At 56.7% G+C, this 14725-nt stretch carries 12 protein-coding genes; 8 read left to right on the top strand and 4 right to left on the bottom strand.

Annotated features, from left to right (window positions below; all coding sequences use genetic code 11):
* Positions 1–5 precede the first annotated feature (5 nt).
* Genes CIW50_RS27610 through CIW50_RS27620 form a run of 3 tightly spaced genes read right to left on the bottom strand, consistent with a single transcriptional unit; the run spans position 6 to position 4479 of the window.
* Positions 6–1703 carry an SEL1-like repeat protein gene (locus CIW50_RS27610; protein ID WP_149534361.1) on the bottom strand — a complete coding sequence of 566 codons (1698 nt, stop codon included), beginning with the start codon at positions 1701–1703 and terminating at the stop codon, positions 6–8.
* Complete coding sequence (locus CIW50_RS27615) at positions 1700–3466, bottom strand: type IV secretory system conjugative DNA transfer family protein (RefSeq protein WP_149534362.1); 1767 nt, start codon at positions 3464–3466, stop codon at positions 1700–1702. The genes CIW50_RS27610 and CIW50_RS27615 overlap by 4 nt, the downstream gene beginning before the upstream one ends.
* Positions 3463–4479, bottom strand: coding sequence for a hypothetical protein (locus CIW50_RS27620; RefSeq protein WP_149534363.1), 1017 nt, complete (start codon positions 4477–4479; stop codon positions 3463–3465). The genes CIW50_RS27615 and CIW50_RS27620 overlap by 4 nt, the downstream gene beginning before the upstream one ends.
* 410 nt (positions 4480–4889) lie before the next feature.
* Here CIW50_RS27620 and CIW50_RS27625 point away from each other — a divergent pair, with 410 nt between their 5' ends.
* The 6 genes from CIW50_RS27625 to CIW50_RS27655 all read left to right on the top strand — a co-directional run bounded on the left by CIW50_RS27625 (position 4890) and on the right by CIW50_RS27655 (position 11996).
* A complete protein-coding gene (locus tag CIW50_RS27625; protein ID WP_149534364.1) occupies positions 4890–5642 on the top strand; it encodes a hypothetical protein in 753 nt (250 codons plus the stop codon).
* 947 nt (positions 5643–6589) lie between these two features.
* Positions 6590–7600 (top strand): nitrilase-related carbon-nitrogen hydrolase, encoded by a 1011-nt coding sequence (locus tag CIW50_RS27635; protein ID WP_149534366.1) that lies wholly within the window; start codon positions 6590–6592, stop codon positions 7598–7600.
* 137 nt (positions 7601–7737) lie between these two features.
* A complete protein-coding gene (locus CIW50_RS27640; RefSeq protein ID WP_149534367.1) occupies positions 7738–8832 on the top strand; it encodes an NmrA family NAD(P)-binding protein in 1095 nt (364 codons plus the stop codon).
* A 185-nt stretch (positions 8833–9017) separates the two neighbouring features.
* Positions 9018–9899, top strand: a complete 882-nt coding sequence (locus CIW50_RS27645; protein WP_149534368.1) for an NmrA family NAD(P)-binding protein — start codon at positions 9018–9020, stop codon at positions 9897–9899.
* 63 nt (positions 9900–9962) lie between these two features.
* A complete protein-coding gene (locus tag CIW50_RS27650; RefSeq protein ID WP_149534369.1) occupies positions 9963–10472 on the top strand; it encodes a DUF8737 domain-containing protein in 510 nt (169 codons plus the stop codon).
* Between the two features lie 195 nt (positions 10473–10667).
* A complete protein-coding gene (locus tag CIW50_RS27655; RefSeq protein ID WP_149534370.1) occupies positions 10668–11996 on the top strand; it encodes a hypothetical protein in 1329 nt (442 codons plus the stop codon).
* A 168-nt stretch (positions 11997–12164) separates the two neighbouring features.
* Here the strand turns inward: CIW50_RS27655 and CIW50_RS27660 are convergent, their stop codons facing one another.
* On the bottom strand, positions 12165–12575 hold the full coding sequence (locus CIW50_RS27660) for a hypothetical protein (protein ID WP_149534371.1): 411 nt from the start codon (positions 12573–12575) through the stop codon (positions 12165–12167).
* 136 nt (positions 12576–12711) lie between these two features.
* Here CIW50_RS27660 and CIW50_RS27665 point away from each other — a divergent pair, with 136 nt between their 5' ends.
* The gene (locus CIW50_RS27665; RefSeq protein WP_197738407.1) at positions 12712–13617 is read left to right on the top strand and encodes a hypothetical protein; all 906 of its coding nucleotides are present in this window, start codon (positions 12712–12714) and stop codon (positions 13615–13617) included.
* A 291-nt stretch (positions 13618–13908) separates the two neighbouring features.
* Positions 13909–14601, top strand: a complete 693-nt coding sequence (locus CIW50_RS27670) for a hypothetical protein (RefSeq protein ID WP_149534372.1) — start codon at positions 13909–13911, stop codon at positions 14599–14601.
* Positions 14602–14725 lie beyond the last annotated feature (124 nt).

Genomic DNA, 14725 nt, shown 5'->3' on the forward strand with positions numbered 1-14725 from the left:
TGCCGTTAGCGATCCCTGATGGCACGCTGTAACGACATCAGAGTCCAATAAGCCACGTTGGCTCCTTGAGCGTTCCTGGCGTTTTGAGCGGCCTGCGAATTGAGTTGATCGAGGCGCTTCCTGGCGGCGGCGCTACCGAGCTCGGAGGCCTTGGTGAGCAGAGCGTAGGTTTCGCCGGCATAGGATTCCGTTGCCTGGCCTTTCAGTAGAAGTGACGCCAAGCTGTCCATCGAGTCGGGATCCCCGAGCTGGGACCCCTTTCGGAATAGCCACACCGAGCGTTGAAAATCCTTTTCCAGGGCGCCGGCGTTATCGAATGCCGAAGGATACTGCTGCTCGACCAGTTTCCCAAAAACGACGCGGGCTCTGTCTTCAAAGCCGCCGCGATGCAATGCGCGTCCCAGCTGATATGCAACGCGTCGGTTCGCCGGCACAGCGTCTGCGGCCTTCTCGCAGGCCGCTATTGCGGCGGCGGTGTCCAGCTGCCCCCATGTTACTCCTTCTGAGCTTGAGCCTTTGTCGCGGTTCGTTGGGTTGGCCGCCAACTGATCGCAGGCCGCCACAAGGTCTGCCTGGGATTTAGTGACGGCAGACGGTGCGATGGCTGCTAGCGTGTCTTTTGGAATGGTTGCTACCGGCGCAGCGGGATTACCGAGAGGGGAGGCCAACTGGGCCGATTTGGAGTCCTCGAATGCCTTCCGCTCTGCCGCCAGCCGTTCGATGCCGTTCTGAAGTTCGGCCTGCCCGGTCAGCAAGGCGGACCGCTCGCTCTTCAACCGTTCGCTTTCGCTTGACGACGAGGGAAGCGATTGAGTTGCCTTGGAATTGTCCAGTGCTTTTTGGTCAGCGGCAAGGCGCTCCAGGCCGTTCTTGAGATTCGCTTGGCCTGCGGCCAAGGACGTCTTTGCCGAATCGAGCTGACCATTTTCCCTTTTGAGCCGCTCGCTTTCAGCGGCCTGCGCTCTCTGCACTTCCGTGACCTGACCTTGTTCCTTTATCAATCGCTCCTGGGCGAGCGAAAGGGCCGAGCGGGCCTTGGCGACGGAGTCACGCTCATGCCCAAGTTGCTCTTGCGCTGAGGCCAACTGCTGCTCGCGCGATGCCATCTCACGAATCGACACGGATGCGTAAATTACGGCCGCGATGCCCAAGAGAAATACGAGCGCTGCTAAAGTGACGGCTATCTGAGGTTTGCGATCCATAGACCATCGCTGGACGACAGGTGCGCATTGAGAGAGCGGCACGACGTCTGAAGGTGCCGTGTCGATCTCTGCCGTAGGTTGTGAAGTGCTACCGTCGCCGGCGTCTTCTATGCCGAGAGTTTCAAGCACTTTTTGAAGCGACTGCTTCGACCGTGCTGCGGATTTATCTTCCGTGGCCTCAAGCGATGTAGGCAGCGGCTCTGATGATGGCCAATTGAGCTGATCGGCAAAATTGGCAGCCGGGATCCTCAACTCGACTTCCGTGTCCACAGAAGGCAAGTCGGTATGGGCTACAAGCACCGTCAGTTCCGTGACTTGTCCGACCGTGATAGTTGGCTTGAGGAGCGCCTTGTTGTCGGACCAGCCGGTATCGGTGAGATACCTTGCGGTTGTGCGATCCTGCAGGGTGAAGGCGGCGCCCATACGCGTGGGAATTCTCGTTTCAAGATTGAAGACGACGCTCATCCGCTCACCGTCAGCGGGGATAATGGTGACTTTCATTGATCACCCTCGCGCCAACGCCCGTACAGGTTCTCGAACAGCGGGAAATTAAAATAGTCGATCCGAGTAGATAGGATTGGTGGCCGATTTCGTATGAAAACGTACTGGAGATCCTTGTGAGTGGCTCTTACATCGGCCGGCGACGCCAGTGTTTCACGCGCCAGTTGACGGCTCTCCGACAGACCCGTGGACTCGGACTCTCCTGAATTGAACCCGCTGGTAGAGCTTGTGCTGCTGCCGCCGCTCAAGCCAAAACCGCTATAGCTCGAACCGTCCGTGTACGAGCGGCCGATTGATTGGCTTGCGGTCGCACTTCTGTTGACGACCCGCTTCTCGAATTCTTCCGACATTCCTAGTTGCCTGGAGACGTACTCCGCCGTGTCCTGATCGTTAACGCCGAAGAAGGAAGTTACCGCAGCATTGGCCGGGAAGTTGTGCCAGGCGTCGCCATAGAGCTCCTTGAGCTGGCCGAGGTTCTGAACGAAGCTCCATAACTGGACATCGTAGCCCGCCAAGTAGCTGAGCCCATTCACAATAGGATCCATCCGTCCGAGCGCGGGTAACTCATCGAGTAGAAACATGACGGGGCAGGGGGGTCTTTCCCGCCAGCCGAGGTCAGCGGCAAACTTCCAATCAGCTTCTCGGGTTAGCTGTATGACGGCAAGGCCGATAAAAGTTCGCAAGACGCTGCGATATGATTGCAGATATTCTGGTGGAATGACGATGTACAGCGTCGTGGGCGCAGGAGCATCGCTCACAGGCCTGCACATCGATGCCTTGAGTTCGTCGAATTGGAAATCGCTCACCGTCGTAGCATTTTGAAGACGCGGAGACGTCCAAATTCTTAAGTCAGCGCGGCATGAAGAGAGAATACTCGCCCTCAGCTTACGCTCATGATCGCGAAACCCGCTTACCAGCGACATCAGCGGAGCGTATCGTTCGCGCTGTGCATAGGCGGAGATCTCATTGAGAGTCGCGGAAAATCCGTCCTTGTCTCCTTCTTCAGCATCACCGACGTCGTTGCCGAACAGTAGTCTGGAAACTTCCGCCATATTTCGTGTGGGCGAGCCGCGAGGCTTGCTGATCGCAACGTACATCACGAGCATGGTGGCGACGCTGCGGGCTTCAATGTCCCAATAGGGTTCGTTGCTCTTGCCGCCTGGTATGAGCATTTCAGCCAATAGGCGCGCGTCGTCGAACGTGTCGGCCGATGGGCCGCCAAGCTCGACAGAGCGCACGAAATCGAGCGGATTGTACCGGTGAGTGTCCTCCTCGAACGGCGCAAATCGAAAGACAGCGGCATTCTCGAACATTTCTCTGCGGCTTGCTGCTGTCTTGGCGAAGTTCTCGCCTTTGATGTCGATCACAACTGCACTGCCTGCATACAGTAGAAGGTTGGGCACGATATGGCCGGTGCCCTTACCGGTCCTGGTCGGTGCAACGGTGAGGAGGTGTCCTGGTTCGCGGAACTGGATGATCCCGCTGCTCTCTTTCGGATGTGTGATGGCCCCAATCAATGGGCCGCGGCCGTCCGGATAGTCTCTCACGATCGAGGGGCGATTAAGCCTTGTCTCTTCGTCAGGGTCCGTCGGGTCTATAAGCGGGAAATACTCGTCCTTGCGGCCGTCGTCGGCACGCATGAACCCGTCGAGCCGCGGCCGGATCCAGTCCGGCATGCGATCCCAGGAATGAGCCCAGTAGCCGCGCCAAAGTGGTTGTAGTTCCTCGGCGTCGGCGCCTTCCTTCAGAAGTGATCCGCTCATGCGGGCTGACCCTCAGTTTCCTCGACTGTCGGTGTCTCAGAGGCCGTTGGCGCTTCATCGGGGGATGGCGCGCCACTAGGCCCCTGCGAATTCTCGGGATCCTCTAGCTTTGCCTGATCGTCTGAGGTGTCCCTCAATCCCCACAGCCTGACGAATCTGTTGCGGTGAAGGAACGTGGCCAGCTCCGCCTTCGCTTCTTCGAGAGGCTTATTCTTATCGTAGCTGTTCGCTCGCATACGCGCGATAGAGAACCACATCCAAGGATCCGGCTCGCCCAGGAATGCCTCAAGTAGGAACGTTAGGTTATCGTCGACATAGAGGTTTAACGACGTAAATGGCACATAGAGCGGTTCGAACCCGTAGCGGATGAGCGTAAGTCCCGCCGAAGCGTTGTTATTGTCCGTTTTTGCATATGAGATGATTACCGGACGCTGATCCTCCGAGATACGTAAGTAATGTTTCAACAGCGGGGTAACATGAGCGGGGTTATGCTCCAACGTTCTTGATGCTTCGGCGAAGTGGCCGCTGCGATCGATGATAACTGGATAGGCACACCTGAGCTGCGCAGCGATGATTTCCTGCATGGATTGCGGGGTGCAAGCCACCTTCATCGGATAGTCGTCAATGTTGCGCGGGGGAAGTTTTTCGTTCCGTAAAGGTTTGGATCCGGGCGTGAATACAATCAGGCGTCGGTTTAGGTCCTCAAAGCGAGTGACCGGCTCTGCGCGCTTATTGGGGAAGATAAATGCATGTTCGAGATCTGGCTTTTTGAGTTCGTCGTTATCCCACTCGTCCAGTACGGGCCGGACGTTGCCCTGCAAAATGTCGAGCTCAGGGATAGGTTCTGTCGGTGCAGCTGCCGGGGGAATTGGCGGAGACGTGCGAAAGCTGGCCAACAAGATAGTTAGCAGCTCTTGTCTCTTCACGTCATCCGGGACCAGCTTACGGACACCGAAAAACACCAAGGCGCCAAAAACGATGGCGCCCACTAACATCCAAACCAGCCAGTCCATATGGAAATCCCCAACCCCACGGTACTTTCGACGGGCGGCATGGGTCTCGTCAAGAGCACGCTGCTGCTTCTGGTGGGGGTCTAACCGTTCAGCTTGTCGGGGCGGCGCGCGTCATGAAAGGCGAGGTTACCGCGCACGCGACGGATAAACTCGGGCTCGAGCTCCGTCGGGTAGTCAGCGGGCCAACCATGGAATTGCCACCACGCGATCTGCATTTCGTCGGGCATTCTGACGAATGGGACGCCCCGCCATTTGTAAATGTACCAAACGCGTGGATACAATAGCATGTGAACGACCAGAAGGTAGAGTTTGTAGGCGAGGTGCTGGATCCACCAAACCAGCAGGAAGGACCAGGTCTCCTTCGGCAAGGGGGCGCGTCGATCGGACTTCATTCCTAGAAGGTGAGTCAGATGAGCGAAAAAGTCAATACTCAGGGGTGGCAAGCAGCGCAGTTTCGACTTGATGCCCGCGAGAAGGTCAGGGAAATCAGAACCCTGCTTAGAGCATCTGTGCGCGAGATCGTCGATGAGGCACGCCAGGTTTACGGACGAGAGAAAGTAGCGCGCTCCATCGAGAGCACCATTAGCGGGGAAAACTTGGCGGACACGAGGCAGTTGCTTAGTTTCCTTCAATCTAAACCGCGACAGCTTGGCCCGATCCGAGATGCGGGGGCGATGGCATTTCTCATTGTCGCCGTCGAAAGGCGGCTGGACCGCTTTCAAAGCTTAAAGGAATTTGACGACTTCAGCGCCCGTGCTGCGCACGTCGAAACGCTAAGGGGACGTGAGCGGGAGGCAGAGACAGTCAACCTGCGCACAGACCGGGATTACTATTACTCGAATTTTCATGCCCGCGAAGTGCGCTATGGCCCGGCCAGAGGGGGGCCGGGTGACACTGCGTCGATCGGGGCCGTGAAAACGTCAGAGAGAGACCCGCGCATCGATCGAAACGTGCTGGTGCCCACATATCGGTATGCCGAACACAGCCAGTCTGCTTTGCGCAGGATCCTTGATGACATGGCCAACTCGCGCACGAAGCCTCTCGTAAAGCCGGTAGAGCCTGCCAAGGAGCAAAAGCGGGGTGCTGAGGTTGCAAATAGCCTCGAGCGTGACAGGGCACTGCCAAGTCTCTCTCGCGTAGAAGAGTTAGACCGCGAGCGTTAGGTCTTCAGCCCTTGTGCGCTAAGGGTTTTGCCTGCGGTAAGACGGGATTTAGGGTCAATGAGGTCGATGAATAGTTGCATACAGGAGCGGCAACTGTCTTAGCGCAGGGATTCCGACGTCTTGTCGAACACTCCATACTGAGATTGCAGGCGTACTGCATATCTCAAACATTTGGAGAATTGCGATGGCGAAGAGCGTCAAGCCGAGTCATGAAGCATTTGTGGTGAGTGGGGAAGGCGAGGGGGCCCAGTGGACCAAGGTTGGTGCTGCGTGGCAGCACGAAGACCAGAAGGGCTTCAATGTGAGCCTTGTGCCAGGGCTATCAGTCAGTGGGAAGATCGTACTGCGGGTTGCCTCTTCCAGTCGAAAATCCGCGACTACATGAAGGCCTGGTAGCGTCATCCCTATTGAGGACTATGAAACAGCTTTAAACAGGGTTCTGCTGAGTCTGAGGTCATATGGTCTGGTTGACTGGGAGAGAGACCGTATTCGCCGCGCGATAGGCGCGTTGACCGTCGCCGCGTTGAGCGACCGCCTCAATATCGAAGATGCTATAGAGGTCGCCGGCTCCGAGGAAGTTCTTCAGGCGGCGTTTCTTCTGCTCGCAAAAACGTAACGGTCCCCGTCCGGGGGCCGTTTTGCGTTAATGCCCGGCCGCCGCCAATCTTAAACGAGTCGAACGGGCACCGGTTGCAGATGCGTCTCGGAATGCGGCCACATGGCCAGATTGGTGGCAAGAATGACCTCACGGATGAGTCGCCAGGGCGGCTAAGTTCCGAGCCATAAAACGTGCTCTCAGCCGGACGCAGTAGCCGTCGCCCTAGCGCGAAGGAAGCAAAGTCTGCGGAACGCTGATTTCCATTCCGTTCGCGAGTTGAGCGCTCCGTGTGAATTGGGGCAATCGCGCGGCGGGGCTGACACATAACGTTGCCTAAGGAGTTGATCTGATGCGTACTGTCAAAGCGGCCGCTGTTCAAATTAGTCCAGTTCTTTATAGCCGCGAAGGCACTGTGGCCAAAGTCGTCGAGAAGATATTGGAGCTCGGGCAGCAGGGTGTTCAGTTCGCGACCTTCCCGGAGACGATCGTCCCTTATTATCCGTACTTTTCGTTTGTCGAGGCGCCATATCAGATGGGGGCGGAGCACTACAAACTGCTGAACCAGTCTGTGACCGTGCCATCGGATGCCACCCGGGCCATTGGCGAGGCTGCAAGGCGGGCTGGCATGGTTGTATCCATCGGCGTTAACGAACGAGATGGAGGGACAATCTATAATACACAGCTTCTATTTGATGCGGATGGCACGCTCATTCAGCGCCGGCGGAAGATATCTCCGACCTACCATGAGAGGATGGTGTGGGGCCAAGGCGATGGCTCTGGATTGCGCTGCGTAGACAGTGCCGTGGGACGGATCGGTCAATTAGCGTGCTGGGAACACTATAACCCCCTTGCTCGTTACGCGTTGATGGCGGATGGCGAGCAGATCCACTCGGCGATGTATCCGGGATCGTTCGCAGGCGACGGCTTCTCAGAGCAGATTGCGGTGAATATTCGCCAGCACGCTCTTGAAGCTGCATGTTTCGTCGTCAATGCAACCGCCTGGCTGGATGCTGATCAGCAGGCACAGATCATGAAAGACACGGGCTGCAGCATCGAGCCCATATCGAGCGGGTGCTTCACCGCGATTATCTCACCGGAAGGCGGGCTGATGGGGGCTCCCCTCAGATCGGGGGAAGGGGAAGTCATTGCTGACCTTGACTTTGGAGCAATCGACAAGCGCAAGCGTATGATGGATTCTCGCGGGCATTACAGTCGGCCGGAATTACTTAGCCTCCTGATTGATCGTACCCCGAGGCTTCATATTTACGAGCGCGGAAGCCGAGCAGTGCCAGATCCAATCGACCGTTCGGAGCGGCTCTTGGAAGTAGACGCCCCTCAGACGGACCAAGCATGTTCATGATTTCACGGTGAAGGTTTCGCTTGAAAATCTCGGTTCATGTGGCGACGGAGCGCCATCGGCCTGAGAAAAGTGCCCGCTAAAAGAACCGCCAGCCGCAAAGTGTTGGTCATCACGTATTATAGATGCAAGGCTTAGTCATGACGTCTCATCTAACATCAAAAATCTTTGTCATCGGCGGTACCGGAGCGCAGGGTATTCCGGTGATCCGAGACTTGGTCTCCGACAACAAATACTCTGTTCGGGCCCTGACACGTGATCCAGAGTCACCCAGAGCTAAACGCCTCCTCGCCCTCGGCAACGTGACCCTTCTTGAGGGGTCATTTGCTGATGAAGCAATCCTGCGTGAAGGATTTCGCGGCTGCGACGGGGCATTCATCAATATCGACGGCTTCAATACGGGAGAGAAAACGGAGACCTATTGGGCGTTGCGAGCGTACGAGATCGCGCTCGAAGAAGGAATAAAGTTCTTTGTCTACGGAAATCTCGATTACGGCCTCAAGAAGTCCGGCTATGACTCGCGGTTCCGGAGTGGACACTACGACGGCAAAGGTCGGATGGGCGAATGGATTCTGTTTCAGAACCAGGCAAACCGCAACCGGATGGGAGCGGCGCTGTTTACGTCGGGACCTTACATTGAGATGACGATTCAGCCGATGATGCCCATGACGCCGACTGTCGAAGATGGAGTTGTGACATGGCGCGTTCCTCTTGGAGACGGCGCCGTTGTGCATGCTGCAAGTGATGATTGTGGATATTACGTTCGCTGGTTGTTCGATAATCCAGACCGGTCGAATGGTATGGATCTGGAAGTTGCCATCGAGCACGTCAAGTATGCGGACCTAGCGTCTGCATTTGAGAGGGTGACGGGGCATCTGGCGCGATACATCGATACCGACTTGATGGCCTACTGGAATGGTCCACTCGCGTTCATCGCCAATGCCCCCGCGGGCTACAACGCCGACCCGGCCGATAAAAGCACCATGAACTTCCGAGATAATTTCACGGGCTTTTGGAATCTCTGGAAGTACGGGATTGTGAAACGGGACTACGCCCTGTTGGACGAGATCCATCCGAACCGTATCAAGACGGTTGAACAGTGGTTGCGCAAAGAAGAAGAGCTAGGCCGAAAGCTGGGAAAGGGGTCGCTTTGGGACAGGGTTCAGCCGGAGAATGCAAGTAAGCAGGCTCCCATCTTGAAGAGCAATGAAGACCGGAGAAAAGGCAAGCTCTGAACGCGAAGCGAATGGCAAACGGCCCGTCCATAGCGCGCCGGAGCGCCAACACCCTGACGTGATTATCAAGTTGCGGAGCGTGCCGAGGTGGACGTGATGACCACCAGATGAACAGGGGGGATATATCCCGCCCTTGGCTGCGGGGCCGACAAGACATACGGACCACAATGCGGGAAAGCGATTAAATGAAGCCGATTTTAGTGTCGGGGGCCACGGGAACCGTGGGTGGTACCGGTAGACATCTCGTGAAGCTGCTTTTGGATCGTGGAGCAGCGGTGAGAGCAATGGTGCGCAAAGAAGACGCTCGCTCGCAGGCACTCCGCGACGCCGGCGCAGAGGTTGTGTCTGCAGACTTCCTCGACGAAGAGGCTGTCCGGCGCGCAATGGAAGGCATAAGCACGGCCTATTTCTGCCCGCCCGTATTCGATGTGTTACTGCATGCCACGACGGTTTTTGCGCTTTGCGCACGAGATTGTGCGGTCTCTCGGATTATCAACCTCTCTCAGTGGGGCACCATTGATCCGATCCTTAGCCCCGCGACACGGCTTCACAGGTTTGGCGAAGCGATCCTCGACTGGTCAGGAGTGCCGACCTCACATCTGCGACCGGCGATGTTTATGGAGCAACTCGTCGTAATATTTGGCGATAGTGTGCGCCAGAAAGGAATGCTGGTTGCTCCGTTTAATCAAGAGAAGGCCTCTATGGTGGCGGCGTCGGATGTTAGTCGCGTCGCAGCTGCAATAGCGTTGCAGCCGGAGCATTTTGGACCTGGCGGTTATCAATTGACCGGCGCAGAGAACTATTCGCTAGAGGACGTTGCCGTCGTTATGACCGACGTCATTGGGAGGAAAGTCACCTATCAAAACGTCGATCCGAACGTCTGGGAGAAGATGGCGAGCAATATGGGCATTCCTGCGCACGTCGTGGCGCACCTAGGAAAACTCTACGAAAAGGGGCGACTCGGAAAACTCAATTATACCCCGACCTCCGAAGTGGAGAGGGTTGGTGGCGCATCGCCAACAACCCTCAAAGACTTCGTACAGGTAAATAGGGCAGCCTTCGCATGAAGGTTGTCGGCGCGTGGAGCGCATGTGAGCCGAAACCGCTACAGTGAATGAAAAAGACCGCACATGGCAGAATTTATCCTGTTTGGACTCAGCGTAACTCTAAGCTTGGCGGCGTGGGGAGCGGTCTGCCGTCGCTACATTTGGCCACGTATTAGGGGAGAGGGGCTTTCGGACGCTTGCTCGCCCTTACTGTACTTCCATCTCTTCCGGTTTGTCGGCGCATCGTTTCTCATTCCGGGCGTCGCTGGCCCAGGACTGCCCCACGCCTTTGCTGCACCCGGTGCGTACGGCGACCTGATAGCTGTGGCGTTGGCCTGGATCGCGTTGGCCCTGCTGCGTACCAACGTGTCGGTTGCTGCCCTATGGATCTTCAATGTGTGGGGAGCGATTGATCTCTTGTATGCATTCTATGGGGGTATCTTCGATCCCGCCTTCCACCCGGCAGCACTGGGAGCGACGTTTTATATCCCGACCGTAGGCGTGCCATTCTTAATGTGCACGCATGTCATGATGTTCATGCTTCTCGTAAAAGCGATACGCAACCAAGGAGCAGGCCGCTCGCGGCTGGTTTAGGCGCCAATCCTCGACCTGTACCAGGTTTGGCGGGTCACCGGCGCCGCGTTGGGCGGGTAGGGCCATAGGGCGCACCTGTAGCGCTTTACGGGTTTGCGATTTAACATAACGAAGATTATGCGTAGCTAAGTTATTGATAAATGGACAAGCAGGTGTTCCGCTTGATACCAGTGCTGCCCGGCAGCAGGATGCGATATGCGGTTTACCAAGGCGAAAGGATTGACGGCATCCGAGCAGATGCTTGCAGATCTCTGTGAACAATCATTCCTGTCGCTCTGGAGTTATCCAAACCTCTACAAGAAGGCAGGCAAGGAGCTGACCGACCTTCTGGTCGTGTTCGGCGACGATGTGATCCTGTTCTCGGACAAGTCCTGTGCCTTCCCCGCTTCCGGCGATGCGACGGTTGACTGGAAGCGCTGGTTTCGTAAATCGCTCGGGAAGTCGGCGCATCAGATCTGCCTGGCTGAGGATTGGATCAGGCGCGTCCCCAAGGAAGTCTATCTCGACGCCCGAGCCACCACGGTGTTGCCCCTTCCCTTGCCACCACCCGACCGCATGAGGATTTATCGGGTGTGCATCGCCTTGAACGCCGCTGAGCGGTGCGAGGCGGCAACGGGTTATCCAACACTCGAATTGTCACCCGACACGCTAGACGACGGAAAGCCTTTCGCTGTCGGACGTATCAGCACCGCTCGCGGCTGGGTGCATGTGTTTGATGAAGCAACGCTTCCGGTTGTGCTTCGAGAGCTCTCCACGGTCGCTGACTTCCTCGATTATCTCCGAAAGAAAGAGGCCCTGTACGACGGTGGCAGGTACAAGCGGAGCTTCTCCGAGCTTGATCTGATGGCTTATTTTCTTTGGCATGATCGCAGCTTTCCGGACCATGACGGCGACTTCGGGACCGATCCCGGCCTCTGGCAGATCGTAGAAGCTGATGCCCAGTTCCTCGCGGGTCGCGAGCAAAACAGGATTAGCGCCTTCTGGGACCGTCTGATCGAATATCTGACGGGCCTCTACATGGAAGAAGAACTCGAAACCGGCAACGAGCATGAGGTCACCGATCACGAGCGGATGGTCCGATTGATGGCGGGCGAAACCCGCTTCACCCGGCGGTTACTGAGCAAATGGATTCTGGATCGCGCTGATCGCGCCAGGGATGGCTATGTAGGAAGTATGTTTCCATCGCCGCGGGCCGACGTCGTTTATGTCCTATTTATAGGCCCGGGCGACGGGGGCGGGGATCACGCGCTTTACCGCGACAGGCGGAAAAAAGAGCTTGTTGCGCGCTGCCTCGCGGCAAAAGCCGCGTGCCCCGATCGAAATCTGGTTCTCGGCCTGGCGCTCGACGCGAGGGGCGTGAGAGGCAGTTCCGAAGACTTTATTCTGATGGATACCGCCGACTGGACCGAGGAACAGATGCAGCAGGGCCGGGAGATCAGGGAAATGGGGCAGTTCTTCCAGGCTGCGACAACGCGTGTCGACGAACAGGAGTACCCGGCTGCGGGAGCTGAAGGTATGGGTTGAACAGAACCGCATTCGAAATCGTGGCCGCTAGGCTTATAAAGCGAACAGAGGGATCTGCAGCTCTTTAAGCCTGAGCTCGATCTCGGCCATGGTGTATCGGCGCGGATTGCGCGGGATGATGCGGCGCACCAGGCGGTATTGCCAAAGCGTGAATCGGTTCAGCTCGTCTCAGCTCTCATGGCTCGGCGCCTCCATTGCCTCTTCAAACGACATTCCGTCAAAGTTTTTGGGGCGTTTGCCCCACAGGGTGGCGCATTCGGTAAAGTGAATCTCCATGCAGGGGTTCATATACATGCCGTAATCGATCAGCCGCTGCATCGCCCGATACTGCAAGTCGCTGATATCGACGCTTTCATCGTCCTCCTGCTCGATCAAGACCGTGACATTGCGGGGCGGGAAGATGCCCCGCAGAACAACGGTGCCATCACATTTGATCGTGATGACTGATTGCCGGAAAGTCTTGGCGTTGATCGAAAAGATCAATTCAGCCGGGTATTCGAGAGATCCCATGGCGCACCTCCGAGCCGAGTCTAGCGCGGCGGCCGTGCCGGAAAAGGCGCTCGGCGACAGGTCGCGCATGAATTCTCCCCGCCGTGGCATCCCGATGACAGCAGTTTGCGTAATGTTGTATCCGGACGGTCACAGTCGAAACTATGCCGTTGAATGGCCGTGGCTCACAATCTAAAGGAGAGCCAGATAGATCAGGGAGAACGCCGTGCTGGAAGGAAAGAAGTTCGACGTGGAGCATGCGCTGTCGATGTATCCAGATAGCTTTGCCACTTTCCCGGCAGCGGCGCTTTACGATGAGCAGGCGTTGGCCAGCCAAAAGGCCATCATCGATAAGTGCCACATCTACATGATCGGTCTGGTGCCCATCGCCAGGCTTGACGGGCTCAAGATGGAAGGCCACGACCTGAAGGCGGCCATATCCGTAGCCGGCCAAGGGCACATATTAACCTGGCAAATGCCGGATGGCTGGACACTGGAGCAGGAGGAGGGTGCCTACCACCTGCAGTCGCCCGAGGGGGGAAAATACGAATTCAAAAACGAGGAGCTGTTCAAGGCGCTCCGGCAGTCGGGCATCAACGTGAATTTCGACGTGCAGTACATCGGGCAAGCCTATGGCGATGAAGGATCCCGAACAGCCTTCGAGCGTCTCAAGAAACATGAGACGTTGCAGAAGATTTCTCTTGAGGGTGTCAAAGCAGGATATCGCCTGGAAGTTCTGCTTCTTGAACCTGTAGCCGGCAATCGGGTGATCACGCTCTTCAATCCAAAAGCAGAGAACAAGGCGGACGGCGCGGATCGAATCGCTGCCGGTCTAGATAAACTGTTCGACACGACCGAGAAGGAACGGATCTCGCTATATGAGGCCGCGCTTATCCGGTACTTTAAGCCGCCCTACAATTCGAAATTCAAGGACAGCTTTCCGTCCACGAACATGAAGCTATTGAAAGAGTGCTACGACAAGGACTTCGCAGCTGTCATTGCAGAGGTCGGCTTCGACGAACTCCCATATGAGCTTTGCAGCGATTCAGTCGAAGCCAAGCACAAGCATTTCGCAACGCACGATTTGCACGACGATGCGAGCCGCCAAGTCTTTTTTTCGAAGGTGACATAAGTCATCAGCCCATCATTCCTGAATGGACGATGAACAAAGCGCGGACCCGCGTGTTCGAGATACTGATTTATTCTAATTGATAGCGTCTTGCGTTTGGAACGGCCGCGCCAGATGTAAGGTTATGCGTGCGCTGTCCGCATTGCCGCGTGCAGCGTTAAGTCGAACGTCACTCTGATCATCGGAGCCTGCATCATGTCGTTCTCGACGTTGTTTGACCCCAGTTCGCTTTGGGCCACGTTACAATATTACGCTTCACAAATTCCGACGCATGACATTCCCGCGGTAGATGACGTGCGGAGCTACATCGCTTCCCATCCCTCCATCGAGACCGTCCTCAAATGGTCGGCTTCGCCGTTGCTGGCAACGATGGCGCTGGCGCGCGCGATCCATGGCGGCAAGCGCGCGCAGCTCGCCTTCATGGCATTGGCTGCTGGCAGCATGGTCTGTTTCGTCGCGCTACTTTGGGAAACCCGGCGCGGCATGCTGGGTGATGAAGTGTCGATGATCTTGACCGTGATGAGCAGCATCGCCTGGGCGGCGGTGCCGGTTCTTTTGTTGTTCCGCGTCAACACGGACAACTTGGTCACCTATGCCATTGCGGCACTGACCGGTAGCGGAGGCGGCTTCTATTATCTCGTGCAACATGCTTCGAAGCCGTTGGATGAGGTGGCGTCTACCGCCGCAGCGACCTTGGCCGCAGCGGGCGTTGTCGCTTGGTCCCGCCAAACCGGTCTCTGGCGCATGGCGCTCATGGCTGGTGCATGGGCCATGATCATCGTTCCGCAATATGCCGTCCATGATGGCGACGCTGTTCTGATGGACATGGCACGGTTCGGCGCGCTCATCGTCGCCCTGCTGCTCGTCACGACAGGTATCGACGCCGACAAGGATGACAAGGACGAGAGGGACGAACTCAAAGGCTCGGTCAGCGACAGCAAGCCTGCGAATTCGAACGTGGTTGACGACCTGCAAGAAGCCGCGTGATCGCCGCTGTGCCTGGCAGAAAACTGCCAGGCACAGAACCTGCTCAGATTCGCATAACTTACATTATGGAATATATTCCGGCAACCCATTGTGGGCGCGCTTACGCTACACTCTGACACTTCCG

It is taken from the genome of Tardiphaga sp. P9-11 (assembly GCF_008329525.1).
Taxonomy (GTDB): Bacteria; Pseudomonadota; Alphaproteobacteria; order Rhizobiales; family Xanthobacteraceae; genus Tardiphaga.